We start from the raw sequence: 23,135 nt of genomic DNA, 5'->3' as shown, positions 1-23,135 counted from the left end.
TCTTTTGATTAAGACGGCTGGAGTCTATCAACCCTCGCGCAACACTGTCAGCGGGCTGGCGTTGAGCGCACGTCGCGTGCCGAACACGCCGGCGCCACCGATCAGCGCCGCGCCGATCACTGGCAACAGCAGCAACCACGGGTGGGGATGCCATGGCAGGTCGAAGGCGAAGCGATACAGCACCAGACTCACTACTTCCGAACCGATGGCCGCGAGCAATCCACTGACCGCGCCGAGCAAGCCGAACTCGATTCGTCGCGCCTTGATCAGCAACTGGCGCTCGGCACCCAGCGCACGCAGCAGTGCGCCCTGGCGAATGCGTTCGTCCAGCGTTGCCTGCAACCCGGAAAACAGCACTGCCATCCCCGCCGCCAATACAAACAACAACACATACTCCACCGCCAGGGTGACCTGGGCGAGGATGCTGCGCAGCTGTTCGAGCAAGGCTTCGACTTGCAGGATAGTCACCGCCGGAAATGTTCGCGACAGCTCGACGATCTGCTGATCGTGACCGGGCGCCAGATAGAAGCTGGTCAGGTAAGTCGCCGGCAGATCCTTCAGGGTGCCGGGCTGGAAGATCATGAAGAAGTTCGGCTGGAAGTTGTCCCAGTTGATCTCCCGCAGGCTGGTGACCTTCGCTTCACGATTGACCCCGCCGACGCTGAACACCATGTGATCGCCCAGTTTGAGCTTGAGGCTTTCGGCCACCTTGCCTTCCACCGAGACGCCCGGAACATCGTCCGAAGGTTGGCCGGTCCACCACGAACCGGCGGTGATTTTGTTGCCCGCCGGCAGATCGGCCGCCCAGGTCAGGCTCAGGTCGCGCTGGATCGCGCGGTCGCCGGCCGAATCCTTGCTGACGATCTGCTGCACCGCTTCGCCGTTGATGCTGATCAGCCGTCCCGGCACCACCGGGTACAACGGCGCAGCCTGGGCCGAGACATTGATCAGGTGATCGGTGAAGGCCTGTTTGTCGGCCGGCAGGATGTTCAGGGCGAAGTAGTTGGGTGCATTTTTCGGCAACTGGTTCTGCCAGGTGTCGAGCAATTCGCCGCGCAGCAAGGCGATCAGCGCCATGGACAGCAGGATCAGCCCGAAGGCCAGTGACTGGCCGGCTGCCGCCAAAGGATGGCGCAACAACTGACCCAGCCCGAGACGCCACGGCAGGGACGCGCGTGCGAGCAGGCGACGCAGACTCTGCAGCAGCAAAAGCAGCAAGCCGCCGAGTACCAGAGCGGCGACCACGCCACCGCCGAGCAGGGCGAACGTCAGCAGCAGATCCAGGCTCAGGCGCCACATGATCAGCCCGAGTGCACCGAGTGCTGCGCCGTAGACCATCCAGGTACTGGAGGGAATCGGCAGCATGTCCCGGCGCAATACCCGCAGCGGCGGCACGCGGCCCAGCGCGGCGAGCGGTGGCAGGGCGAAACCGGCCAGCGCCACCAGTCCGGTGCCGATGCCGGCCAGTGCCGGCAACAAGCCACCCGGTGGAACGTCGGTCGGCAGCAGATCATGCAGCAACGCGAACAATCCCAATTGCGCGAGCCAGCCGAGCAGGGCGCCGCCGAGGCTGGCGAACAGGCCGAGCACCGTCAGTTGCAGACTGAACAGCACCAGGGTTTCCCGGCGTGACAGACCCAGACAACGCAGCAGGGCGCTGGCATCGAAGCGGCGACTGGCGAAGCGGTTGGCCGACAACGCCACCGCCACCCCGGCCAGAAGCACGGCGACCAGACTGGCCATGTTCAGATAGCGTTCGGCCTTGCCCAGTGCACCGCCGATCTGCCGGTTGCCATCGCGGGCATCCTGAATCCGCTGGTTGGCGGCGAGTCCCGGTTTGATCAGTTGGCGATAGGTTTCCAGCGCTTGCGGCTCACCGCGCCACAGTTCGCGGTAACTCACCCGGCTGCCGGGTTGCACCACGCCGGTGGCGGCGAGGTCGTCGAGGTTGATCAGCACCCGTGGCGTCAGGCTGTAGAAATTACCGGCGCGATCCGGTTCGTAGGTCAGCACTCGCGTCAGTTTCAGCGTCTTCATGCCGACGTCGATGCTGTCGCCGATCTTCAGGTCCAGCGCTGTCAGCAGGCGCGCTTCGACCCAGGCTTCACCGGGCTGCGGCTCGCCTCCGGCTTCTTCTGTCGCGTAAGGGGCGGGAGCGCTTTTCAGTTCGCCGCGCAGCGGATAGGCGCGGTCGACGGCTTTGATACTGGAGAGCTGAATACCGTTGTCCGTGGCGATGACGCTGGAAAATTCCACCACCTGCGCATGATCCAGACGCAGTTCGGTGCCGCTCCGGATCTGTTCCGGCCGAGCCGGCGAGCTGCCTTCGAGCGCCAGGTCGGCGCCAAGAAACTCGGTAGCGCGCAGCATCATTGCGCCGTTGAGGCGGGCGCCGAAATAGCCGATCGCGGTACTCGCCGCCACCGCCACCACCAAGGCGAAAAACAGCACCCGCAGTTCACCGGCGCGGGCATCGCGCATCAGTTGGCGCAGGGCGAGACTGAACAGACGCAACAGCGGCAGACGTGCCATCAAGGCTCCAGAGGGGCGACCAACAGGCCGGCTTCAAGACGGATCAGACGCCGGCAACGATGGGCCAGGCGTTCGTCGTGGGTCACCAGCACCAGGGTGGTGCCGCGTTCCTTGTTCAATTCGAACAGCAAGTCGCTGATGCGCTCGCCGGTGTGGCTGTCGAGATTACCGGTGGGTTCGTCGGCGAACAGCACGTCCGGCTCGGCGGCGAAGGCCCGGGCAATCGCCACGCGCTGTTGTTCGCCGCCGGAGAGCTGGCGCGGCGAGTGAGTCAGGCGCTGGCCGAGGCCGACCCGTTGCAGCAGTTCGGTGGCGCGGCTTCGAGCGTCTTTGCGGCCGTCGAGCTCCAGCGGCAGCATGACGTTTTCCAGCGCGTTGAGGCTGTCGAGCAGCTGGAAAGATTGAAAGACGAAACCCACGTGTTCGGCGCGAATGCGCGCGCGCTGGTCTTCGTCGAGATTACTCAGGCCTTGCCCGGCGAGCGTCACTTCGCCGCTGCTTGGCAGATCAAGGCCGGCGAGCAGGCCCAGCAGGGTGGATTTACCGGAACCGGACGCGCCGACGATGGCCAGGCTGTCGCCCTTGTTCAGTTCCAGGCTGAGTTCGTGCAGGATGGTCAGTTCACCTTCCGCGCTGGGAACCACTTTGCTAAGGTTCTTCGCGGTGAGAATGCTTGCGCCCATGGAGAATCCGATGCGTGTGTGGTTTTTGAGTGCTGGCCTGGCCTTGATGTGCATGGCCCAGAACGCAGCGGCGGGTACAGTCCTGATCGTTGGCGATAGTATCAGCGCCGGTTTTGGACTGGATACCCGCTTGGGGTGGGTGTCGTTGCTCGAACAGCGGCTCAAGACCGAAGGTTTTGACGACAAAGTGGTCAATGCGTCCATCAGTGGCGACACCAGCGCCGGAGGCCAAGCGCGGCTGCCGGCGCTGCTTGCAGAGCACAAACCGGAACTGGTGATCCTCGAGTTGGGCGGCAACGATGGCCTGCGCGGAATGCCGCCGACGCAATTGCAACAAAATCTTGCGTCGATGATCGACAGCTCCCGTCAAAGCGGTGCCAAGGTGCTGTTGCTCGGCATGCAATTGCCACCCAACTACGGCAAGCGCTATACCGATGCCTTTGCCGAGGTCTACGGCAAACTCGCCGAGGAGAAAAAAATCCCGCTGGTGCCGTTTTTCCTCGACGGCGTGGGCGGGCATCCGGACCTGATGCAGGCCGACGGTCTGCACCCGGCGGCCGGGGCTCAGGGCAAGTTGCTGGAAAATGTCTGGCCGACGCTAAAACCGCTGCTATGAGGCTTTTCTAGCGGCAGGCTTTCGGCTAATGTGGCGCCCCCTTATTTGGAGCCCCCGATGCCGCGTCCTGCCTGGTCCCTGTTCGCCTACCAACTGATCGAGCCTGACGAACAGCTGGATCTGTTCGCCTGCCAGGAAGTGCGGGTGCATCTGGTGACCCGTCAACTGGAGCTCGGTGGTTCGGCGGACCGCACCCTGTGCGGCAGTCTGCTGCCGGCGCAACCGCGCTGGTCGAGCGTGGATCGCCGGGTGTTCCAGGATCAGCGCCTGTGCTCGCTGTGCCGGGCAATCCTCGAATCGCAGAAGCGCGGCACCTCGCCGATCTGGCCTGAGCTGCGTTTCGAGCTCTGAGTCCTTTTTCGTCGATATCGCGGTCTATCGGCGCATCTCCCCGAATTCCCTGGGCGCGGTGTACAATCGCGCTCTTATACCCTTGTCGATCTTGCGAAGGATTCTCCGGATGTTGCCGCGTTTTCCTGCCGTCACCCGCTGCCTGTCTCTTGCCGCCCTGTGTGTGGCCGGTCCCGTTGCCGCACTGGAGTTTCCCCTGCCACCACCCGGTGAGGACATCATCGGCCAGGTGCAGGTGATCAAGGCCAAGTACGAAGACACTTTTGCCGATCTGGGCACCACCTACGATCTGGGTTATTCGGAAATGGTCGCGGCCAACCCGGGCGTCGATGCGTGGCTGCCGGGCGCCGGCACCGAAGTGGTCCTGCCGACGCGTTTCATCCTGCCGCCGGGGCCGCGTGAAGGCATCGTGATCAACCTCGCCGAATACCGTCTCTACTACTACCCGAAAGGCCGGAACGTGGTGTACACCTTCCCATTGGGAATTGGTCGTGAGGGCTGGGGTTCGCCGATTGCCCACACCTCAATCACTGCCAAGACTCCGAACCCAACCTGGACGCCGCCTGCCTCGATCAAGGCCGAGCACGCCGCCGATGGCGATCCGCTGCCGAACGTGGTGCCCGCCGGTCCCGACAACCCGCTGGGCCCGTTCAAGTTCACCCTGGGGACTCCAGGCTACCTGATCCACGGTTCGAACAAGAAGTTCGGCATCGGCATGCGCACCAGCCACGGTTGCTTCCGCATGTTCAACAACAACGTGCTGGAAATGGCCAGCATGGTGCCGGTGGGTACGTCGGTGCGGATCATCAACGATGCGTACAAGTTCGGTCGCAGTGGCGGCAAGGTCTATCTGGAAGCGCACACGCCGATTGACGACAAGGGCAACCCGTCGGTAGTCGACAAGCACACCGCTGTGATCAATGCGATGCTCAAGCGCGAAGACATCACCAACAATCTGCGCATGAACTGGGATGTGGTGCGTGATGTGGTGGCGGCCGAAGATGGCCTGCCAACTGAAATCGGCACGCCGAACACTTCGGCGCCGATGGTCTCCAGCGCACCGATCGACCTGCAGCAATAAGCTGTAAGACAGAACCCGCCGAGGCTATTGCATCGGCGGGTTTTTTGTCGCCCGTAGAAAACAGCGGGCACAAAAAAGCCGACCCAAAAAATGGGTCGGCTCGATAACAATCCCGGAGGATTATTACTTGCGGCTAGCTTTGTCCAGCATGCGCAGAGCACGCTCGTTAGCTTCGTCAGCAGTCTGTTGTGCTTTTTGAGCAGCAGCCAGAGCTTCATCAGCTTTACGGTAAGCTTCGTCTGCACGAGCCTGGGCGCGAGCAGCTGCGTCTTCAGTAGCGGTCAGACGTGCTTCGGTTTCTTTCGATGCGCTGCTGCAACCGGTAGCCAGAACTGCGGCCAGAGCCAGAGCAGAGAATTTCAGAACGTTGTTCATCGTGTTCCCCTTCAAGGACTTTCAATTAAGTGGCTGTCTCCTCCGATTGAGGAAATAGCCGGCGTACATACTACCCATTACTTGTAGTAAGTAAACTGACGTAAGGCAAGAAGCAAAAAAAATTGTAGGCGTTGATTCTTTTTCGAGCAACTTTTAACTGCGCTGTATAAAAAATATCCAGCTGTAAGCCGCGAGATGAGCGAGTTAATGAGAAAAAGTTCCCGGTGCCGTGCGCTGTTTTGCAGGTAGTGGCCAAAGTCTGTCTATATGGATTCGTCCACACTTTTGTTGCGAATTTGCGCAGCGCCTCGCATATCTTTGTCCATGTTGAGGTGACTTTAAAACAGGCGGCTCGTCTTAAGTCTCAACATCCGGCGATGTTCAGCCTTTCGGCTCGGGAAGATCGTCTCCCGAACCGGCCCTGAGTCCACCGGAACTGCCCCGTCAATCCGCACGATGACGAGCGTACCTTGAGCATTTTCGCCAATGGTGCCTACTATTTGATACGTGCTCGGGTTGCGCGAGATCGGTGCAGTTCTTCTCGATGCCCATCAGGCACGGGGTGGCGTAGATGTTCCTTCGCCGGGAAAACATCGGTAAGGTAGGGGTCAGAATTCGAGACCCGCGAGGAGTAGTGATGAGCGAGGCGTTGTCCATCCACCATGACCAGGCTGGTCATCAGTTCGAGACCAATGTGGACGGTCATCGTGCCTACCTGACCTACATGGATCTGGGGAAACAGACCCTGGATATCTACCGAACCTTCGTGCCCAACGCCTTGCGTGGCCGAGGAATCGCGGCAGCCCTGACCGAACGGGCATTGCAATACGCCGATGAAATGGGCTACACGGTCATTCCATCGTGCTCCTACGTGGAGCGCTACATGGAGCGTCATCAGCGGCGCACCGCCAAGATCTGACTGACCTCACCGCATACACAAAAACGCCGGGCAATGCCCGGCGTTTTTTATGCCTGCGAAACGGCTGTCAGCTGCGCTGACGTTTCGGCAGCACATCCTTGAGCTTGGCGTGCATGCTGCGCAAGGTGTTTTCGGTAGCGGACCAGTCGATGCAGGCGTCGGTGATCGAAACGCCATATTGCAGGTCGGCGAGGTCTTTCGGGATCGCCTGGCAGCCCCAGTTCAGATGACTCTCGACCATCAGGCCGATGATCGACTGGTTGCCTTCGAGGATCTGGTTGGCGACGTTCTCCATCACCAGCGGTTGCAGGGCCGGATCCTTGTTGGAGTTGGCGTGGCTGCAATCGACCATGATGTTCGGCTTGATCTTCGCCTTGTTCAGCGCCTGCTCGCACAGGGCGACGCTCACCGAATCGTAGTTCGGCTTGCCGTTGCCGCCGCGCAGCACCACGTGGCCGTAGGCGTTGCCCTTGGTGGTGACGATCGACACGCCACCCTCCTGGTTGATGCCCAGGAAACGGTGCGGGCTGGAGACCGACTGCAAGGCGTTGATCGCCACGGTCAGGCCGCCGTCGGTGCCGTTCTTGAAGCCGACCGCCGAGGACAGGCCGGAAGCCATCTCGCGGTGGGTCTGGGATTCGGTGGTCCGTGCGCCGATGGCCGACCAGCTGATCAGGTCCTGCAGATACTGCGGGGAGATCGGGTCGAGGGCTTCGGTCGCGGTCGGCAGGCCTTTCTCGGCCAGGTCCAGCAGCAGCTGGCGACCGATGTGCAGACCGTCCTGGATCTTGAAGGAGTCATCCAGGTACGGGTCGTTGATCAGGCCTTTCCAGCCGACGGTGGTCCGTGGCTTTTCGAAATACACGCGCATGACCAGATACAGGGTGTCCGAGACTTCTGCCGCCAGCACCTTCAGGCGATCGGCATATTCATGGGCAGCCTTGATGTCGTGGATCGAGCAGGGGCCGATCACCACGAACAGACGATGGTCGGTGCCATCGAGAATGTTGCGGATGACTTCGCGACCCTTGGTGACAGTGCGCAAGGCAGCGTCGCTCAGAGGGATATCACGCTTGAGCTGATCGGGAGTGATCAGGGTCTCGTTGGAAGCGACGTTCAGGTCGTTGATCGGTAAATCAGCCATCGTTTACTCGTCAGGTCACGGGTGCCGGCCGCCAGCGATCCCCGCGCGGCGGAGCACAGCAGATTTAAGCGCGTCGGGGAGCCGAACCTTATCGCGTTAGGCGCCTGCTAGACAATGGGCAAGTCACTGTTCAGTCCAGCACGGGCTGCGCGAAAGCCTTGCGAACGGTGTCGTGGGAGAACTCGTCGGCGTGTTGTTCGACCCATTGCAGGGCCAGGGCCTGAATATCCTGGAGGTCGTCGTGGGCGTCGTTGAGTCGGCAATAGCGTTCGATCTGACACACCTGCTCACCCATTCGCGCGCTGAACAGGGTCTGTTCGTCGGTGAAGGCGATGCCCACCAGATAGCCTTTTTTGCGTCGCAGGCACCAGGCCACGTAGCCCGGATAACAGATGTCGGCGTTGAGGGTCGGCATGCGCACCTGCAATGCGGTGCCATGGCGCCAGGCACGATGGTAATTGCAAGCGATGCCGCCGAGGCTGATAGTGTGCAGCCGTTGACGCGAAATACACTCCGGTGTGAGCAAGGTCAATTCAACGGGCACATCATCCGGATGAGGAATAAACCGTCCCATGAGCACAGACTCCCTGTGTCGGCCATTTGACTTTGTTTCCCCCAGTATAGTGGTCGAATCGCAGCTGACCGATTTCGACGCCGACCAACGGCTGCTGGCGATGAGCGGCGTTTCGCTGGTGATTTTCACCAGCGTCGGCTGCGCCAGTTGCCGCTATGCCCGCGAAGTGTTGCCGGGGCTCGATCTGGTCGTCGATCGCGTGTGCTGGATCGATGCCGGTGACAACGGCGGACTGGTCGAGCGTTATCAGGTCTTTCATTTGCCGGCGCTGTTTGTGGTGCGCGACGGCGAGTTCTTTGGGGCGGTACACACGCGCCTGAATGCCGATGAGCTGAACGCAGCCGTGGCGCAGGCGCTGGGTCGAATTGCAGAGGAGTTGCCGTGATGGGAGCAGTGAACAAACCGGTGGTGGGGATCATTGGCACCGGTGCCATCGGCGGGTTTTATGGGGTGATGCTGGCCCGGGCCGGGTTCGATGTGCACTTTCTGTTGCGCAGTGAATTTTCCGCAGTCGCCGAGCGCGGCTTGCAGGTAGACAGTGCCGTGCATGGTGTGTTGACGCTGAACCCGGTGCAGGCCTATTCGTCGGCTGAAGACATGCCGCCCTGCGACTGGCTGCTGGTCGGCGCCAAGACCACCAGCAATGCCGGGTTGGCGCCGTCGATCATTCAGGCGGCGAAATCCGACGCGAAAGTGCTGGTATTGCAAAACGGCCTCGACGTCGAAGACAGCTTGCGGGCGTTGCTGCCCGATTCACTGCACTTGCTGGGCGGCTTGTGCCTGATCTGCGTCCACCGCGAAGGGCCGGGCCAGGTCACCCACCAGGCGCTGGGGGCGGTGAACGTCGGTTATCACAGCGGCCCGGCAGCGGATGACGCGGCGCGCATGGCAATTGTCGAGGAGGGCGCCGGTCTGTTTAGGGCCGCCGGTCTCGATTCCCAGGCGATGCCGAATCTGCATCAGGCGCGCTGGCAGAAACTGGTGTGGAACATTCCCTATAACGGGCTTTCGTTATTGCTCGGCGCCGGCACCACGCCGTTGATGGCCGACACAGACAGCCGCGCGTTGATTCAGGCACTGATGGCTGAAGTGGTGCAGGGCGCCAAGGCCTGCGGCCACGACATGCCGCCCGGTTACGCTGAATACCTGTTCATGATGACCGAGAAAATGCCCGACTATTGGCCGAGCATGTATCACGACTTCCTGCACAAACGACCGCTGGAGCTCGAGGCGATCTACGCTCGTCCTTTGGCGGCGGCAAAAGCGGCAGGCTGCGAGTTGCCGCGTATCGAATCGTTGTATCGCACATTGAGCTTTATCGACCGGCGCAACGTTTAAACCGGTCGCATTGGGGGAAAGGCATGGCCAAGAACATCGATGACAAACTGGTGCTGGCGATCTCGTCCCGTGCCCTGTTCGACCTCAGTGAGAGTCACAAGGTCTACCTGTCGAGCGGCGTCGAAGCCTATCGGCAATATCAGATCGAACACGAAGACGAAATCCTCGCGCCGGGTGATGCCTTTCCGCTGGTGGAAAAACTGCTCAATCTCAACAGTCGCCTCGGTCGCGCCCGGGTCGAGGTGATTCTGGTGTCGCGCAACAGCGCCGACACCGGCCTGCGCGTTTTCAACTCCATTGGTCACTACGGCCTGGCGATCTCCCGTGCGGCGTTCGTTGGCGGGCGCAGTCCTTATCCGTACCTGAAGGCTTTCGGTTGCGACCTGTTTCTCTCCACCCATGCCGAAGACGTACGCGCCGCGCTGGATGCCGGTTTCGCGGCGGCGACCATTCTGTCCGGGGGCGCCAGCCGTGCGGCCAGCGACGAATTGCGCATCGCCTTCGACGGTGATGCGGTGCTGTTTTCCGACGAGTCGGAGCGCGTCTATCAATCCGGTGGCCTCGAAGCCTTCCAGGCCAAGGAGCGTGAATCCGCTCGCGAACCGTTGCGCGGCGGGCCGTTCAAGGGCTTTCTCGCGGCGCTCAATCTGTTGCAGCGCGAGTTCTCCGATGAGGAGTGCCCGATCCGCACCGCACTGGTCACCGCGCGCTCGGCTCCGGCCCACGAGCGGGTGATCCGTACCTTGCGCGAGTGGGACATTCGTCTGGACGAGTCGCTGTTCCTCGGCGGCCTGACCAAATCGGCGTTCCTCGAAGCCTTCGCCGCCGACGTGTTTTTCGACGATCAGGCCGGCCACTGCGAGCTGGCCCGGGAAGTGGTGGCGACCGGTCACGTGCCCCACGGCATCAGCAACGAACCGGCGGTCTAAAGCCCTCGTGGTTCAAGACGTTGCGTCGCACGTCGTACTCGCCAAGGCACTGCTAAGCTGAATCAAATCTCCGCCATGTTGGCACGCGAGGAGGTCATATGATTCGTTCGATGCTGTATGCCACTGACCTCGGTCTGTACGCACCGTTAGTGATGCAGCATGCCCTGGCGATGGCGCGAACGTTCAATGCCGATCTGTACGTGGTGCACGCGGTGGAGCCCATGGGGCTGTTTGCCGAATCGGTGTTGCAGAGCTATCTCGACGAACAGGCATTGAACGAATTTCACAGTCAGGGTCTGAAAACGGTCATTGCCAATATCGAGCAGCGGGTGCTCGACAGTTTTCGCGAAGAACTGGGGGACGAGGGCGAGCAGGACCTGCAGCGGATACGCGCGGTACGGGTGCTGCAGGGCGATCCGTCACAGGTGATTCTCGATCAGGTGCAGAAACTCTCTGTCGATTTGCTGATCGTAGGAAGTCATAGCCACGGGGTCGGGGCGGAAACACCTTTGGGGCGAACGGCGGCCCGGCTGCTGCAATTGTCCAAGGTGCCGGTTTATCTGGTGCCGCTGGTGGAGCGTCGGCGTCGAGAGGATCGCTGAAGCAGGAATAATGGCACTTTGATAAAAAAGTTCTAGATTTATTCTTCAAACCATTAATATAGTTATATACCGTCGCTGATGCCCGTGGCGTCTACCTGCTTTGAGGGATTCATATGAAGCTTCAACAACTGCGCTACATCTGGGAAGTGGCGCACCACGACCTCAACGTTTCCGCTACAGCCCAAAGCCTCTACACCTCGCAACCGGGCATCAGTAAACAAATCCGTCTGCTGGAAGACGAACTGGGCGTCGAAGTGTTCGCCCGCAGCGGCAAGCACCTGACCCGTGTCACGCCGGCCGGCGAGCGCATCATCACCACTGCCGGTGAAATTCTGCGCAAGGTCGAAAGCATCAAGCAGATCGCCCAGGAATTCTCCAACGAGAAGAAGGGCACCCTGTCGATCGCCACCACTCACACCCAGGCACGCTATGCGCTGCCGCCGGTGATCAGCAATTTCATCAAGCAATACCCGGACGTGGCGCTGCACATGCACCAGGGCTCGCCGATGCAGATCGCCGAGATGGCCGCTGACGGCACCGTCGATTTCGCCATTGCCACCGAAGCGCTGGAGCTGTTCGGCGATCTGGTAATGATGCCGTGCTACCGCTGGAACCGTTGCGTGGTCGTGCCCCAGGGCCACCCGCTGACCAAACTGCCGAAGCTGACCCTTGAAGCGCTGGCCGAATACCCGATCGTGACTTACGTGTTCGGTTTCACCGGCCGTTCGAAACTCGACGAAGCCTTCAGCCATCGCGGCCTGACGCCGAAAGTGGTGTTCACCGCTGCCGACGCCGACGTGATCAAAACCTACGTACGTCTGGGCCTGGGTGTTGGCATCGTGGCGAAAATGGCGGTCGACACCAAACTGGATAACGATCTGGTGGTGCTCGATGCCAGCGAACTCTTCGAGTCCAGCGTGACCAAGATCGGTTTCCGTCGCGGTACCTTCCTGCGCGGCTTCATGTGCGACTTCATCGAGAAGTTCGCGCCGCACCTAACCCGCGAAGTCATGGCCAAGGCCATTCAGTGCCACAACAAGCAGGAACTGGAAGAGCTTTTCGATGGTGTCGAACTGCCGGTCCACTAAGCCCCTGTCACTAAGCCCCTGTCTACAGCACCTCGGTGACAGCAAACTGTTGCCGGGTGCCTGCTACCAGAATCTCCACCTCGTCACCCGCGAACTTGCCCAGCAGGCTTTTGCCCAGCGGCGAGCGCGGGGTGATGACGGTAATCGGCTGACCCACCACATCGACTTTCAGACCCGCCGCATCCGGCGCCAGAAACAGCCATTGCTCGCGACCCTTTTCGTCTTCCAGACCGAGCAGGGCGCCGATTTCAATCCCGCGTTGATCGTCATACGCGCGCAGCGTCAGGTTCTGGCACAGCGCCAGTGACTGACGAATTTCCTCGACCCGTTTCGCCTGGCCCGCCGCCAGATACGACGCCTCGAGGCCCAGAGTGTCGTACTTGTTTTCGGCGATGTTCTCTTCGTGGGTCGCGGTTTCGTAAGCGGTTTGCGCCGCGCGCTCGGCGATGTCGAGATCAACGCGCAGCTTGTCGAGAATCAGTTGGTGAACAATCTGTTTATTCATGATCAATCGCAGAATTGCAGGACGTTGGCGCGGCTTTTTTCGCTCGGGGCCGTCTGATCCTGTTGCAGCCAGAACTGGCATTTGGGGTTCGACAGATTGCGCGTGCTGCCACGGGCCTGGTCCAGGCGTGCCTGCTGTTCGTTCTTGCGCAGGTTTTCTTCGTACTGCTCGAACAGGCGGTTTTGTGGCTCAGGTTCTGGCTGCGGCTGGGCGGCTACCGGAGGCTTGCTCAGTTGTTGCACCGCTTCCGCCACCGGCTGCAATTGACGGCTGAACAGCAGCGAGGCGAGCCAGCAAGTCAGCGCAATGGCCAGGAAACCCAGCCACAGACCCAGGGCAATGCTGCCGGTCAATTGCAGCGCGCTAAGCTGAACAGGCAAGGGGCGACGCGGGTTGGGACGATAGGGCATGGCTGCCTCCTGGCGGATGAATGCGGGCGAGTGGCGATTGTCGCACGAAGATTAATTGCCGTCGGCTCTTCTGCATGGAGACATTTATGCGGACAATCGGCGCTTTTGCCAACGGGAGCCTTGAATGCCGCCACTGAACACCCGCTGGGACATTTTTTGTACGGTCGTCGATAACTACGGCGACATCGGCGTGACCTGGCGTCTGGCCCGGCAACTGGTCAGCGAGCAGGCAATGACGGTGCGATTGTGGGTCGATGACCTGCGCGCTTTCGAACGCATTTGCCCGGAAATCGACATCGGCCTCGATCAGCAATGGCAGCAGGGCGTCGAAGTCCGGCATTGGCCGGCTGAGTGGCAGGAATCAGTAGCGGCCGACGTAGTGATCGCGGCTTTTGCCTGCCAGTTGCCGAGCATTTACATGGACGCCATGGCCGCACGGGAGAAGCCGCCGTTGTGGATGAACCTCGACTATCTCAGCGCTGAAGACTGGGTGACTGGCTGCCACGGTCTGCCGTCGGTGAAGTACAAGTCGGTGCAGAAGTACTTTTTCTTTCCGGGATTTCAGCCGGGGACCGGCGGCTTGCTGCGTGAGAGCGGTTTACTGGAGCGGCGTCAGCAGTTTCAACAGGACCCCGAGGCGCAGCGACAATTCCTGCATGGTCTGGGGATCGCTCCTGCATCCGGTGCGCAGCTGATTTCGCTGTTTGCCTACGAGAATGCCGGACTCGCCAGTTGGCTGGATGTGCTCGCGGCGGACGCTACGCCTACCCATCTGCTGGTGCCGGAAGGCCGGATTCTCGGCGATGTCGCCCGTTGGCTTGGAGTCGAGTCGCTGCCGGTCGGTGCAATGCACGTTCGTCAGTCGCTGACAGTGCAGGTGCTGCCGTTCGTCCGTCAGGATCAATACGATCAATTGCTCTGGTGCTGTGATTTCAACGCGGTGCGTGGCGAGGACTCGTTTGTCCGAGCGCAATGGGCGGGGCGGCCGATGCTGTGGCACATCTATCAGCAGGACGAAGACATCCATCTCGACAAGCTCGACGCCTTCCTTGCGCTCTACACAAAACGCCTTTCGCCCGCTGCCGCCGAGGCGATGAACGGTCTATGGCGTGCCTGGAGTGCCGGCCAGCCTATCGGCGACCACTGGCTTGAGGCCCGTAAATACTGGCCCGAACTGCAGGAAAATGCCCGCGCGTGGTGTCTGGAACAAGCCTTGCAGGCCGATCTTGCGACGGCGCTGGTACAGTTTTACCGAAATTGGATATGATACGCGGCCTAGATTTTTGTAAATCCCATCCAAATTCGGATATTCGCAATGAAAACTGGTAAAGAACTCAAACCCGGTACCGTGATCCGTATCGACAACGATCCTTGGCTGGTTCAGAAAGCTGAATTCACCAAGTCGGGCCGTAACAGCGCGATCATGAAGACCAAGCTGAAGAACCTGCTGACCGGTTACAAGACCGAAACCGTTTACGGTGCGGACGACAAGCTGGACGACGTGATTCTGGACCGCAAAGAAGCGACCCTGTCCTTCATCAGCGGTGACTCCTACACGTTCATGGACACCACCGACTACACCATGTACGAGCTGAACGCCGAAGACATCGAAAGCGTTCTGCCATTCGTGGAAGAAGGCATGACCGACGTTTGCGAAGCCGTATTCTTCGAAGGCCGTCTGGTTTCCGTAGAGCTGCCGACCACCATCGTGCGTCAGGTTGACTACACCGAAGGTTCCGCTCGCGGCGACACTTCCGGCAAGGTGATGAAGCCTGCCAAACTGAAGAACGGTACCGAGCTGTCGGTTGCTGACTTCATCGAAATCGGCGACATGATCGAGATCGATACCCGCGAAGGCGGTTCCTACAAAGGCCGTGCCAAATAAGCACTGCTTTTTGCGGAAAGAAAAAGCCCGACCATTGAGTCGGGCTTTTTTGTGCCTGATGAAAATTACTTTTTCAGGTGCTGCTTCAGTTCTTCCGAGGCCTGCAGCATCGCCGAACGCACTGCCGGCACCTGGCTGACCACGTTGAGCAAACCGTAGTCGTGGATCATGCCGTTGTAGCGCACCGAGGTCACCGGCACACCGGCTTCGTCGAGTTTGCGGGCGTAGGCTTCACCTTCGTCACGCAGCACGTCGGCCCCGGCGGTCTGCACCAGCGCAGGCGGCAGACCCTTCAATTGCGCGGTGGTTGCACGCAGCGGCGAGGCATAGATCTCGTTCCGCTGGTTGGCGTCAGTGGTGTAGTTGTCCCAGAACCACTTCATCATGTTGCGAGTGAGGAAGTGCCCCTCGGCGTACTGGTTATACGAACCGGTATCGAAATTGGCATCGGTCACCGGCCACAGCAGCACCTGGAATTTGATCGCCGGGGTGCCTTTGTCTTTGGCCATCAGGGCGACGACTGCCGCCATGTTGCCGCCGACGCTGTTGCCCGCCACCGCCAGACGCTTGCCGTCGACGTTGATCTCTTTGCCGTATTCGGCTACCCATTTGGTTGCCGCGTAAGCCTGGTTGATCGCCACCGGGTAATGCGCTTCCGGCGAAGGGGTGTAATTGACGAACACTGCCGCCGCACCCGAGCCGACCACCAGATCCCGCACCAGACGTTCGTGGGTCGGGAAATCCCCCAGCACCCAGCCGCCGCCGTGGAAGAACATGAACACCGGCAGCTCGCCCTTGACCCCGGCCGGCCGGACGATGGTCAGGCTCAACGGTTGGCCATCGACCTGGATGGTTTTCTCGCTGACGTCCGCTTTGGGCAGCGTCAGTTTGACCCCGGACTGCGCGCCCGTCAGCACGGCGCGGGCATCCTTGGGCGTCATCTGTTCCATCGGTTTGCCGTTGCCGGCATTCAGCACATCAAGGAACGCCTGGGTGTTGTGTTCAACCTCCCCGGCGAATGCGCTGTGGATGGACAGGGCGAGAAGAGTACCGGTCAAGACTTTGCTGAAAGTGTTCATGTTCATTTCCTGTACGGGCCTGAGTGTCAGTGATTACACGGTGACGTGCAGACGCACATCGACGTTGCCGCGAGTGGCGTTGGAGTACGGGCAGACCTGGTGAGCCGCGTCAACCAGACTTTGTGCGTCAGCCTGTTCCAGGCCCGGCAGACTGATGTGCAGGTCGATGTCCAGACCGAAACCGCCAGGGATCTGGCCGATGCCGACGTGAGCGGTGATCGAGGCGTCGTCCGGGATTTTGCGTTTGGTCTGGCTGGCGACGAATTTCAGGGCGCCGATGAAGCAGGCCGAGTAGCCGGCGGCGAACAGTTGCTCAGGGTTGGTAGCTGCGCCGCCGGCACCGCCGAGTTCTTTCGGGGTGGCGAGTTTGACGTCGAGAATGTTGTCGCTGGAGATCGCACGACCGTCACGGCCGCCAGTGGAGGTTGCGATTGCGGTGTAGAGAGTTTGCATGGTGTGAGCCTCATTAAGTGTGGTTTGTTGCGCTAATTGTTTGCGCGCTAACTAGGTGCGAAGTAAATGTACTTCGCTAATATTTAGCGCGCAAGATAAATTTTTGAAGAAAGCAGGAATTAGCGCTTGGATTGGGAAGTGGCGTGATCTCAAGCTTTTGATATTGAAGGATTTTTTGAATGTAAAACGAGATGAAAAAATTTTTCTGTGATAAGCGGGGAAGGGGCGATGCGCCTGCAGGCGCAAGGCTGCGCCCACAGGAAAAGGGGGAGTTTTAAGTGAGGCTGTCCTGCAAATGACCACGCAAGGCCTGCAACTCGGCTTGCAGGTGTTGCAGGCGCTCCAGCGTGAAGCCACTGGCCCCCAGGATGCATTGTGGAACGGTCCGGGCCTTGTCTTTCAAGGCGCGTCCCTGGGCAGTCAGTTCAACGATCACCACACGCTCATCCTCACGGCTTCGCGTACGGCTGAGCAAACCTTCACCTTCCAGCCGCTTGAGCAACGGGGTCAGTGAACCCGGGTCGGTCAGCAGGCGCGTGCTGATTTCTCCGACGGTCAAACCATCCTTCTCCCACAGCACCATCATCGCCAGGTATTGCGGATACGTCAGGCCAAGCGCTTGCAGCAGTGGCTTGTAGACCTTGGTCATCATCAGCGAAGTGGAATGCAGGGCGAAGCAGGCCTGATTGTCGAGCAGCAGGTCTTCGCAGTGATCGGTGGTGTTGCGGTCGGTGGTCATGTCAGTGCCTTGAACGGTGATGCAGATGAATCTAGCGCTCGAATCTTTAATGCGCCAGACAATTGTGCCCGGTGGCGAATCGGTCAGTGCCGGCCCAGCTCCCGTTGCAATGCCAGATCCCAAGGCGGCACGGGGCTGAACCGGGTCTTCAGGTATTCCAACAGCAGACGGCTGCGGGAGCTGGCCTGTTGCTCCAGCCGCAGTGCATAGATGCCGGTGCTTTCCGGCTTTGGCAGACCGTGTTCGCAAAACAGCGGCAGCAACTCGCCACGCAACAGGTATTCGCTGGCCAACCAGGTTGGCAGATGCGCGATCCCGAGTCCCGCCAGCGCGCCGCACACCAGCGCCTCGGCGTTGTTGGCGCTCATGCGCACCCGCGCCGGGCGGTGCAATTGCATTTGTCCATCCTGTTCGAAGCGCCAGGCGAAGGGCGGGGCGAGGCCGTCCCAATCGAGGCCGTCATGCTCGCTCAATTGCGCGGGTTCGCTCGGCACGCCGCGGCGCTTGAGATAGTCGGGGCTGGCGCAGGCGATGCGGACCATGCTCGCCAGAGGGGTGGCCACCAGCCGGGTGTCAGCCATTTGCCCGGCGCGCAACACCAGATCGACTTTGCCCAGGTTTGAACCGTCCATGTCGACGAAGCTGTCGATCAAATGCAGTTGTACGTCCAGCCCCGGGTACAGCACCAGAAAATCGGCAATCACCGGCGCCAGATGCCGCCGTCCGAACGCCGCCGGCGCATCCACCCGAATCAGACCCTCCGGCGCACTGCTCAGGGATACCGCTTCAGCCCGGGCCAATTGCAACTCCGCCACAATCCGCCGCGCCCGTTCGGCAAATGCCAGACCCGCCGGTGTGGCACGCACCGCGTGGGTGCTGCGGATGAACAGCTGGCTGCCGACCGCGCTTTCCAGACTATCGATACGCCGGGCAACGGCGGAGGGCGTTAGCGGATGTCGGCGCGAGGCGGCGGAAAAACTGCCACTCTCCAGCACATCGAGAAACAGCCCGAGTTGGTCGGTCAATTGATTGGGATTCATGAATCAGTCCAGTGCCTATGCGGATTTGGCACAGCCATTGTGCGTTGCTGTGCGTTTCCGTGCCAGCGCCGACTGCGTAGGATGAATCGCCTGACGTTTGAGGAATTCTGCTGTGATCGAGTTTTCGATGTACCTGTTGTTCGGCGCCGCCCTTGGCACCCTGGGTGGGATCTTCGGCATTGGCGGCGGGCTGATCGCCATTCCCTTGCTCGGTGTCTGGTTCGGGCTCGATCAGCAGATCGCCCAAGGCACGGCGCTGGTGATGGTGGTGCCGAACGTAATGTTGGCGCTGTGGCGTTATCACCAGCGCAACCGCATCGAACTCCGCCATGCGTTGCCGCTGGCAGTGATGGGATTCTGCTTTGCGTGGATCGGCTCGATCTGGGCCGTGGGCATCGACGCGCAAACCATGCGCATCGGTTTTGTCGCGTTCCTCGTGGCTTTGTCGGCCTACAACCTGGTGCGCATGTTTGGTGCGCGCCCGGCGGCCACCTCCGAGATGCGTTATTCATGGCCGTGGCTGGGCGTGCTCGGCGCGGCGTCAGGCGCCATGGGTGGCTTGTTTGGTGTCGGCGGGGCGGTGGTGGCGACGCCGGTACTGACCAGTCTGTTCGGCACTACTCAAGTGGTCGCTCAGGGTCTTTCGCTGGCGCTGGCATTGCCGAGCACCGGCGTCACGCTGGTAACGTACGCGGTGCACCACGAAGTGGACTGGATGATCGGCCTGCCGCTGGCCATTGGCGGGCTGGCCAGCATCAGTTGGGGTGTGAAAGTCGCCCACGCGATGCCGGAAAAACTCCTGCGCGGGCTGTTCTGCGGGTTCCTGGTGCTGTGCGCGGTGATGCTCGCCTTTAAAGTTTGAAGCCTTCGACGATGTGCTCGGCCAGGCATTCGGTGATCGGCGAGGGGTTGTTGAGGTTGCGTATCAGCATGATGCTGGCTTCGGGCAGCAGCGGCAGATCCTCGGCGGCCCCGAGAATCCGCATGTCGGGAGTGATCAGGCTTTCCAGTTGCGCGGTGATCGCCAGACCCGCGCTCACCACCGCCATCAACGCCGACAGACTGGTGCTGTTGTAGGCGATCCGGTATTCGCGGCCCATCGCGTCCAGCGCATTGCAGGCCCACAGGCGACAGAAGCAATCACTGTTGAACATCGCCAGCGGCAACGGCGTCTGCTCGTGGGCGCTGAAATTCTGCGCCTCGGCCCACACGAAACGCTCCTTGCGCAGCAGTTGGCCGATTTCATTGCCCGGCTCGCGGGTGACGATCGACAGATCCAGATCCGTGCGCTGCAGCAGCTGTTTGGTGGACTCGCAGTGCACTTCGATCTGGATCAGCGGATAGAACTGCGCAAAACGCGACAGAATCCCCGGCAGAAAACGCATCACGTAATCGTCCGGCGTGCCGATCCTGACCGTGCCAACCATGTGTGGTTCGCGCAGGGTGTTGAACACTTCACTGTGCAGTTTAAGGATGCGCCGCGCATAGCCGAGCAACACTTGGCCTTCAGCGGTCAGGCGCACCTGACGCCCGTCGCGCTCGAACAACTGGCGCTGCAACACGTCCTCTTCCAGACGCTTCATTTGCATGCTCACCGCCGATTGGGTGCGGTTGACCATTTCGCCGGCACGGGTAAAACCGCCCTGATCGGCAATCGCGACAAAGGTGCGCAGGACATCGGTATCGATACTGGGATATGCCGACAATTGATGAATCTCCGTGATGCATGCCATCAGAAACATTCGTTGGATTGATCGTAGCTCTGGCGGGAGACTTGAGCCATCCCAAAAAGGAGGCAACACGATGAAAGGTCAAAGAGAGTACGCAGGCGAAGAAAAATTTTCCGGCCATATCGTTTCCGATCTGTTGCACAAGTTTAGCCGGTGGTACGAATTGCACCGTGAGCGCGAGCTGCTCGCCAGCCTGAGCGACGAAGCGCTCAAGGACATCGGGGTCAGCCGTGCCGATGTCGAACACGAGTCGGTGCGGCCGTTCTGGGACGATCCGATGCATAAATGATGAGGCCATCGCTACACAAACCCTCTTGCAGTGAGGTAGGTTGCGAGCAGACATGGAGGTACACATGCCCGCGACACTGTCCTTTTCCCTTAAACAGGCTCGACGTCTGGCACTGGCTGCCCAAGGGTTTCACGGGCGCCAGCCGCCGACTGTCAAGGCCATGCACCTCAACCGGCTAATCGAACGCCTCGGCCTGTTGCAGATCGACTCCGTCAACGCCGTTGTGCGCTCGCATTACCTGCCGCTGTTCTCCCGTCTCGGTTCCTATTCTTCCGATTTGCTCGACCAGGCTGCCTGGAGTTCGGGGCGACGTCGTTCGCTGTTCGAATACTGGGGCCATGAAGCGTCGCTGCTGCCGTTGTCGATGTACCCGTTGATGGGCTGGCGCATGCAGCGGGCCAGGCGCGGTGAAGACATCTATCAGCAATTGGCGCGCTTCGGTCACGAGCAACAGGACACCATCCGCCGCGTGCTGGCGTCGGTCCAAGAGCAGGGCGCATTGGGCGCCGGCAGCCTTTCGACCCGCGAAGAAAAGGCCGGACCGTGGTGGGACTGGAGCGCGGAAAAGCACGCGTTGGAATGGCTGTTTGCTGCTGGCGAAGTCACCGTCGCCGGACGCCGTGGCTTCGAGCGGTTATATGACTTGCCGGAGCGCGTCATTCCGGCTTCCGTGCTGCACCAGCCATTGCCCGATGAGGCTGAGGCGCAGCGCGGTTTGCTGCTGCATGCAGCGCAAGCGCTTGGTGTCGGCACGGAAAGAGACCTGCGTGATTACTTCCGTCTGAAGCCTTCCGATGCCCGCCCGCGTCTGGCTGAACTGGTCGAGGACGGGCAGCTGCTGACTTGCGAAGTCGCCGGGTGGCGGCAGATCGCTTATTGCCTGCCCGAGCCGAAAATCCCTCGAAAAGTCGAAGCCAGCGCGCTGCTGTCACCTTTCGATTCACTGATCTGGGAGCGCAGCCGGACCGAGCGGCTGTTCGATTTTCGCTATCGTCTGGAGATATACACACCGCAGGACAAGCGGGTCTACGGTTATTACGTGCTGCCGTTCCTGCACAACGAACGGATTGCCGCGCGGGTTGATCTGCGCGCCGAACGGGTGGCGGGGCGGTTGGCGGTGCATGCGGTGCACGAGGAAGAAACGGGGCTGGACGAGGCGGGAATGCTGGCCCTGGCGCTGAACCTGCGGCGCATGGCGGACTGGTTGGGGCTCGCGCGGGTGCAGCTCAATTGTCAGCGGGAAAGTGCCGGTCGGCTCCGGATGGCTATGGTTCAGATCGGCTGCGACTGAACCGGCCCCATCGCTGGCAAGCCAGCTCCCACAGTGACCGAGTCGTTCACAAACCAAATGTACGACATCGATCCTGTGGGAGCCGGGCTTGCCCGCGAAGAGGCCAACTCAGACGCTAAAAATATCGAACCTTAGCGACGAACCTGCTTCAGGGTTTCAGCAATCAAGAACGCCAATTCCAGCGACTGATCGGCATTCATCCGTGGGTCGCAGTGAGTGTGATAGCGATCCGACAATCCATCTTCAGTGATCGGCCGCGCGCCACCGATGCACTCGGTGACGTTCTGCCCGGTCATCTCGATGTGGATGCCGCCGGCGTAGCTGCCTTCCGCTTCATGAACCTGGAAGAACTGCTTCACCTCACCAAGAATCTGCGCGAAGTCGCGAGTCTTGTAACCGCTGCTGGCCTTGATGGTGTTGCCGTGCATCGGGTCGGAGCTCCACAGCACCTGCTTGCCTTCACGCTGCACCGCACGGATCAGCGCCGGCAGGTGATCGCCGACCTTGTTCGCGCCCATCCGCGCGATCAGGTTCAGACGGCCCGGATCGTTGTCCGGATTGAGCACGTCGATCAGACGGATCAGGTCGTCGGGGTTCATGCTCGGGCCGACTTTCACCCCGATCGGGTTGTTCACCCCGCGCAGGAATTCGACGTGGGCACCGTCAAGCTGACGGGTGCGGTCACCGATCCACAGCATGTGCGCCGAGCAATCGTAGTAATCATTGGTCAGGCTGTCGCGGCGCACGAAGGCTTCTTCGTAGTTCAGCAGCAGCGCTTCGTGGGCGGTGAAGAAACTGGTTTCGCGCAGTTGCGGCGAGCTGTCCATGCCGCAGGCGCGCATGAAGGCCAGGGTTTCATCGATGCGGTCGGCCAGATGGCTGTACTTTTCGGCCAGCGCCGAGTTGGCGATGAAGTCCAGGTTCCACTTGTGCACCTGATGCAGGTCGGCAAAACCGCCCTGGGCGAAGGCGCGCAGCAGGTTGAGGGTGGCGGTGGACTGGTGATACGACTGCAGCAGACGCTCCGGATCCGGTACGCGGCTGGCGGCGTCGAAACCGATGCCGTTGACGATGTCGCCACGGTAGGCCGGCAGAGTCACGCCGTCGATGGTCTCGTCGTTGGCCGAACGTGGCTTGGCGAACTGGCCGGCCATGCGCCCGACTTTGACCACCGGGCAACCGGCGGCGAAGGTCATGACGATTGCCATTTGCAGCAGCACTTTAAAGGTGTCGCGAATCTTCGCGGCTGAGAACTCGGCGAAGCTTTCCGCGCAGTCGCCGCCTTGCAGCAGGAACGCCCGGCCCTGGGTGACTTCGGCAAACTGACGGCGCAGCTCGCGCGCTTCGCCGGCAAACACCAGCGGCGGATAGCTGGCCAGCGTCTGCTCGACCTGGCGCAGATGCGCGGCGTCGGGGTATTGGGGTTGTTGCTGGATCGGCAGGGCGCGCCAGCTGTCAGGGCTCCAGGGTTGGCTCATCACG

Annotated in this window: 27 protein-coding genes; 14 read left to right on the top strand and 13 right to left on the bottom strand. The window is 60.8% G+C overall.

What is annotated here, in order from left to right; translation table 11 throughout:
* Positions 1 to 27 precede the first annotated feature (27 nt).
* Both K3819_RS20740 and K3819_RS20735 read right to left on the bottom strand, forming a co-directional pair.
* Positions 28 to 2,532: an ABC transporter permease gene (locus K3819_RS20740; protein WP_221397863.1), complete on the bottom strand. Its 2,505-nt coding sequence runs from the start codon at positions 2,530 to 2,532 to the stop codon at positions 28 to 30.
* Positions 2,532 to 3,215: an ABC transporter ATP-binding protein gene (locus tag K3819_RS20735; RefSeq protein ID WP_007955651.1), complete on the bottom strand. Its 684-nt coding sequence runs from the start codon at positions 3,213 to 3,215 to the stop codon at positions 2,532 to 2,534. Before K3819_RS20735 ends, K3819_RS20740 begins: the two co-directional genes overlap by 1 nt.
* Positions 3,216 to 3,225: 10 nt before the next feature.
* Here K3819_RS20735 and K3819_RS20730 point away from each other — a divergent pair, with 10 nt between their 5' ends.
* From K3819_RS20730 to K3819_RS20720, 3 genes are all read left to right on the top strand, one after another.
* Entirely contained in the window at positions 3,226 to 3,831 is a 606-nt protein-coding gene (locus K3819_RS20730) for an arylesterase (RefSeq protein ID WP_007955652.1), read from the top strand.
* A 57-nt stretch (positions 3,832 to 3,888) separates the two neighbouring features.
* On the top strand, positions 3,889 to 4,182 hold the full coding sequence (locus K3819_RS20725) for a hypothetical protein (RefSeq protein WP_003226812.1): 294 nt from the start codon (positions 3,889 to 3,891) through the stop codon (positions 4,180 to 4,182).
* Positions 4,183 to 4,291: 109 nt separating this feature from the next.
* Positions 4,292 to 5,263, top strand: a complete 972-nt coding sequence (locus K3819_RS20720) for a L,D-transpeptidase family protein (RefSeq protein WP_039770479.1) — start codon at positions 4,292 to 4,294, stop codon at positions 5,261 to 5,263.
* A gap of 123 nt (positions 5,264 to 5,386) precedes the next feature.
* On the opposite strand, the gene oprI is transcribed toward K3819_RS20720, so the two are convergent.
* Positions 5,387 to 5,638, bottom strand: a complete 252-nt coding sequence (gene oprI, locus K3819_RS20715; protein ID WP_025113130.1) for an outer membrane lipoprotei OprI — start codon at positions 5,636 to 5,638, stop codon at positions 5,387 to 5,389.
* A 637-nt stretch (positions 5,639 to 6,275) separates the two neighbouring features.
* Here oprI and K3819_RS20710 point away from each other — a divergent pair.
* Complete coding sequence (locus K3819_RS20710) at positions 6,276 to 6,557, top strand: GNAT family N-acetyltransferase (RefSeq protein ID WP_007955658.1); 282 nt, start codon at positions 6,276 to 6,278, stop codon at positions 6,555 to 6,557.
* 67 nt (positions 6,558 to 6,624) lie between these two features.
* Here K3819_RS20710 and K3819_RS20705 read toward each other — a convergent pair whose 3' ends face one another.
* Both K3819_RS20705 and K3819_RS20700 read right to left on the bottom strand, forming a co-directional pair.
* Positions 6,625 to 7,701 carry a 3-deoxy-7-phosphoheptulonate synthase gene (locus tag K3819_RS20705; RefSeq protein ID WP_007908583.1) on the bottom strand — a complete coding sequence of 359 codons (1,077 nt, stop codon included), beginning with the start codon at positions 7,699 to 7,701 and terminating at the stop codon, positions 6,625 to 6,627.
* A 130-nt stretch (positions 7,702 to 7,831) separates the two neighbouring features.
* Positions 7,832 to 8,275 (bottom strand): PilZ domain-containing protein, encoded by a 444-nt coding sequence (locus tag K3819_RS20700; RefSeq protein WP_011335308.1) that lies wholly within the window; start codon positions 8,273 to 8,275, stop codon positions 7,832 to 7,834.
* On the opposite strand from K3819_RS20700, the gene K3819_RS20695 reads away from it, so the two are divergent.
* The 5 genes from K3819_RS20695 to cysB all read left to right on the top strand — a co-directional run bounded on the left by K3819_RS20695 (position 8,274) and on the right by cysB (position 12,232).
* A complete protein-coding gene (locus K3819_RS20695) occupies positions 8,274 to 8,660 on the top strand; it encodes a co-chaperone YbbN (protein ID WP_221397862.1) in 387 nt (128 codons plus the stop codon). The two genes, K3819_RS20700 and K3819_RS20695, sit on opposite strands and share 2 nt — an antisense overlap.
* On the top strand, positions 8,657 to 9,613 hold the full coding sequence (locus tag K3819_RS20690; protein WP_221397861.1) for a putative 2-dehydropantoate 2-reductase: 957 nt from the start codon (positions 8,657 to 8,659) through the stop codon (positions 9,611 to 9,613). The genes K3819_RS20695 and K3819_RS20690 overlap by 4 nt, the downstream gene beginning before the upstream one ends.
* A 23-nt stretch (positions 9,614 to 9,636) precedes the next feature.
* The gene (locus K3819_RS20685) at positions 9,637 to 10,542 is read left to right on the top strand and encodes a 5'-nucleotidase (protein ID WP_039770472.1); all 906 of its coding nucleotides are present in this window, start codon (positions 9,637 to 9,639) and stop codon (positions 10,540 to 10,542) included.
* A gap of 98 nt (positions 10,543 to 10,640) precedes the next feature.
* Complete coding sequence (locus K3819_RS20680; RefSeq protein ID WP_007955683.1) at positions 10,641 to 11,144, top strand: universal stress protein; 504 nt, start codon at positions 10,641 to 10,643, stop codon at positions 11,142 to 11,144.
* Between the two features lie 113 nt (positions 11,145 to 11,257).
* Complete coding sequence (gene cysB / locus K3819_RS20675; protein ID WP_003183769.1) at positions 11,258 to 12,232, top strand: HTH-type transcriptional regulator CysB; 975 nt, start codon at positions 11,258 to 11,260, stop codon at positions 12,230 to 12,232.
* Positions 12,233 to 12,254: 22 nt separating this feature from the next.
* On the opposite strand, the gene K3819_RS20670 is transcribed toward cysB, so the two are convergent.
* Positions 12,255 to 12,737, bottom strand: coding sequence for a GreA/GreB family elongation factor (locus tag K3819_RS20670; protein WP_085612206.1), 483 nt, complete (start codon positions 12,735 to 12,737; stop codon positions 12,255 to 12,257).
* Between the two features lie 2 nt (positions 12,738 to 12,739).
* Positions 12,740 to 13,147: a hypothetical protein gene (locus K3819_RS20665; protein WP_039770468.1), complete on the bottom strand. Its 408-nt coding sequence runs from the start codon at positions 13,145 to 13,147 to the stop codon at positions 12,740 to 12,742.
* 124 nt (positions 13,148 to 13,271) lie between these two features.
* Here K3819_RS20665 and earP point away from each other — a divergent pair, with 124 nt between their 5' ends.
* Together earP and K3819_RS20655 are read left to right on the top strand one after the other, a co-directional pair.
* The gene (earP, locus tag K3819_RS20660; protein ID WP_221397860.1) at positions 13,272 to 14,414 is read left to right on the top strand and encodes an elongation factor P maturation arginine rhamnosyltransferase EarP; all 1,143 of its coding nucleotides are present in this window, start codon (positions 13,272 to 13,274) and stop codon (positions 14,412 to 14,414) included.
* A 48-nt stretch (positions 14,415 to 14,462) separates the two neighbouring features.
* Positions 14,463 to 15,032: an elongation factor P gene (locus K3819_RS20655; protein WP_007955690.1), complete on the top strand. Its 570-nt coding sequence runs from the start codon at positions 14,463 to 14,465 to the stop codon at positions 15,030 to 15,032.
* Positions 15,033 to 15,097: 65 nt separating this feature from the next.
* On the opposite strand, the gene K3819_RS20650 is transcribed toward K3819_RS20655, so the two are convergent.
* The 4 genes from K3819_RS20650 to K3819_RS20635 all read right to left on the bottom strand — a co-directional run bounded on the left by K3819_RS20650 (position 15,098) and on the right by K3819_RS20635 (position 18,343).
* Positions 15,098 to 16,111, bottom strand: a complete 1,014-nt coding sequence (locus K3819_RS20650; RefSeq protein WP_221397859.1) for an alpha/beta hydrolase — start codon at positions 16,109 to 16,111, stop codon at positions 15,098 to 15,100.
* A gap of 33 nt (positions 16,112 to 16,144) precedes the next feature.
* Positions 16,145 to 16,564, bottom strand: coding sequence for an organic hydroperoxide resistance protein (locus K3819_RS20645; RefSeq protein WP_034155242.1), 420 nt, complete (start codon positions 16,562 to 16,564; stop codon positions 16,145 to 16,147).
* A gap of 274 nt (positions 16,565 to 16,838) precedes the next feature.
* The gene (locus K3819_RS20640) at positions 16,839 to 17,303 is read right to left on the bottom strand and encodes a MarR family winged helix-turn-helix transcriptional regulator (protein WP_221397858.1); all 465 of its coding nucleotides are present in this window, start codon (positions 17,301 to 17,303) and stop codon (positions 16,839 to 16,841) included.
* An 83-nt stretch (positions 17,304 to 17,386) separates the two neighbouring features.
* Entirely contained in the window at positions 17,387 to 18,343 is a 957-nt protein-coding gene (locus K3819_RS20635; protein WP_085612211.1) for a LysR family transcriptional regulator, read from the bottom strand.
* Positions 18,344 to 18,470: 127 nt separating this feature from the next.
* On the opposite strand from K3819_RS20635, the gene K3819_RS20630 reads away from it, so the two are divergent.
* The gene (locus tag K3819_RS20630) at positions 18,471 to 19,205 is read left to right on the top strand and encodes a sulfite exporter TauE/SafE family protein (RefSeq protein ID WP_085612261.1); all 735 of its coding nucleotides are present in this window, start codon (positions 18,471 to 18,473) and stop codon (positions 19,203 to 19,205) included.
* Here K3819_RS20630 and K3819_RS20625 read toward each other — a convergent pair.
* Positions 19,195 to 20,049, bottom strand: coding sequence for a LysR substrate-binding domain-containing protein (locus K3819_RS20625; protein ID WP_007908606.1), 855 nt, complete (start codon positions 20,047 to 20,049; stop codon positions 19,195 to 19,197). The two genes, K3819_RS20630 and K3819_RS20625, sit on opposite strands and share 11 nt — an antisense overlap.
* Positions 20,050 to 20,146: 97 nt before the next feature.
* Between K3819_RS20625 and K3819_RS20620 the strand changes: the two genes are divergently transcribed.
* Together K3819_RS20620 and K3819_RS20615 are read left to right on the top strand one after the other, a co-directional pair.
* Complete coding sequence (locus K3819_RS20620) at positions 20,147 to 20,362, top strand: DUF1127 domain-containing protein (RefSeq protein ID WP_039770454.1); 216 nt, start codon at positions 20,147 to 20,149, stop codon at positions 20,360 to 20,362.
* Between the two features lie 64 nt (positions 20,363 to 20,426).
* On the top strand, positions 20,427 to 21,653 hold the full coding sequence (locus K3819_RS20615) for a winged helix-turn-helix domain-containing protein (RefSeq protein WP_221397857.1): 1,227 nt from the start codon (positions 20,427 to 20,429) through the stop codon (positions 21,651 to 21,653).
* Positions 21,654 to 21,784: 131 nt separating this feature from the next.
* On the opposite strand, the gene K3819_RS20610 is transcribed toward K3819_RS20615, so the two are convergent.
* A complete protein-coding gene (locus K3819_RS20610) occupies positions 21,785 to 23,131 on the bottom strand; it encodes a class II 3-deoxy-7-phosphoheptulonate synthase (protein WP_039770450.1) in 1,347 nt (448 codons plus the stop codon).
* Positions 23,132 to 23,135: the final 4 nt, after the last annotated feature.

Source organism: Pseudomonas sp. 3-2, from assembly GCF_019710535.1.
Classification (GTDB): Bacteria; Pseudomonadota; Gammaproteobacteria; order Pseudomonadales; family Pseudomonadaceae; genus Aquipseudomonas; species Aquipseudomonas pharyngis.
The sequence above is the reverse complement of the archived record's forward strand: the minus strand, read 5'-3'. Positions and strand labels throughout refer to the sequence as shown.

Excerpts from the sequence above, each read along its gene's own strand:
- cysB (WP_003183769.1), top strand. The coding sequence starts at position 11,258 with ATGAAGCTTCAACAACTGCGCTACATCTGGGAAGTGGCGCACCACGAC.
- K3819_RS20730 (WP_007955652.1), top strand. The coding sequence starts at position 3,226 with ATGCGTGTGTGGTTTTTGAGTGCTGGCCTGGCCTTGATGTGCATGGCC.
- K3819_RS20650 (WP_221397859.1), bottom strand. The coding sequence starts at position 16,111 with ATGAACACTTTCAGCAAAGTCTTGACCGGTACTCTTCTCGCCCTGTCC.
- K3819_RS20635 (WP_085612211.1), bottom strand. The coding sequence starts at position 18,343 with ATGAATCCCAATCAATTGACCGACCAACTCGGGCTGTTTCTCGATGTG.
- K3819_RS20665 (WP_039770468.1), bottom strand. The coding sequence starts at position 13,147 with ATGCCCTATCGTCCCAACCCGCGTCGCCCCTTGCCTGTTCAGCTTAGC.
- K3819_RS20695 (WP_221397862.1), top strand. The coding sequence starts at position 8,274 with ATGAGCACAGACTCCCTGTGTCGGCCATTTGACTTTGTTTCCCCCAGT.
- K3819_RS20700 (WP_011335308.1), bottom strand. The coding sequence starts at position 8,275 with ATGGGACGGTTTATTCCTCATCCGGATGATGTGCCCGTTGAATTGACC.
- K3819_RS20615 (WP_221397857.1), top strand. The coding sequence starts at position 20,427 with ATGCCCGCGACACTGTCCTTTTCCCTTAAACAGGCTCGACGTCTGGCA.
- K3819_RS20640 (WP_221397858.1), bottom strand. The coding sequence starts at position 17,303 with ATGACCACCGACCGCAACACCACCGATCACTGCGAAGACCTGCTGCTC.
- K3819_RS20705 (WP_007908583.1), bottom strand. The coding sequence starts at position 7,701 with ATGGCTGATTTACCGATCAACGACCTGAACGTCGCTTCCAACGAGACC.
- K3819_RS20710 (WP_007955658.1), top strand. The coding sequence starts at position 6,276 with ATGAGCGAGGCGTTGTCCATCCACCATGACCAGGCTGGTCATCAGTTC.
- K3819_RS20720 (WP_039770479.1), top strand. The coding sequence starts at position 4,292 with ATGTTGCCGCGTTTTCCTGCCGTCACCCGCTGCCTGTCTCTTGCCGCC.
- K3819_RS20610 (WP_039770450.1), bottom strand. The coding sequence starts at position 23,131 with ATGAGCCAACCCTGGAGCCCTGACAGCTGGCGCGCCCTGCCGATCCAG.
- K3819_RS20670 (WP_085612206.1), bottom strand. The coding sequence starts at position 12,737 with ATGAATAAACAGATTGTTCACCAACTGATTCTCGACAAGCTGCGCGTT.
- K3819_RS20620 (WP_039770454.1), top strand. The coding sequence starts at position 20,147 with ATGAAAGGTCAAAGAGAGTACGCAGGCGAAGAAAAATTTTCCGGCCAT.
- earP (WP_221397860.1), top strand. The coding sequence starts at position 13,272 with ATGCCGCCACTGAACACCCGCTGGGACATTTTTTGTACGGTCGTCGAT.
- K3819_RS20655 (WP_007955690.1), top strand. The coding sequence starts at position 14,463 with ATGAAAACTGGTAAAGAACTCAAACCCGGTACCGTGATCCGTATCGAC.
- K3819_RS20725 (WP_003226812.1), top strand. The coding sequence starts at position 3,889 with ATGCCGCGTCCTGCCTGGTCCCTGTTCGCCTACCAACTGATCGAGCCT.
- K3819_RS20680 (WP_007955683.1), top strand. The coding sequence starts at position 10,641 with ATGATTCGTTCGATGCTGTATGCCACTGACCTCGGTCTGTACGCACCG.
- K3819_RS20630 (WP_085612261.1), top strand. The coding sequence starts at position 18,471 with ATGTACCTGTTGTTCGGCGCCGCCCTTGGCACCCTGGGTGGGATCTTC.
- oprI (WP_025113130.1), bottom strand. The coding sequence starts at position 5,638 with ATGAACAACGTTCTGAAATTCTCTGCTCTGGCTCTGGCCGCAGTTCTG.
- K3819_RS20645 (WP_034155242.1), bottom strand. The coding sequence starts at position 16,564 with ATGCAAACTCTCTACACCGCAATCGCAACCTCCACTGGCGGCCGTGAC.
- K3819_RS20735 (WP_007955651.1), bottom strand. The coding sequence starts at position 3,215 with ATGGGCGCAAGCATTCTCACCGCGAAGAACCTTAGCAAAGTGGTTCCC.
- K3819_RS20685 (WP_039770472.1), top strand. The coding sequence starts at position 9,637 with ATGGCCAAGAACATCGATGACAAACTGGTGCTGGCGATCTCGTCCCGT.
- K3819_RS20740 (WP_221397863.1), bottom strand. The coding sequence starts at position 2,532 with ATGGCACGTCTGCCGCTGTTGCGTCTGTTCAGTCTCGCCCTGCGCCAA.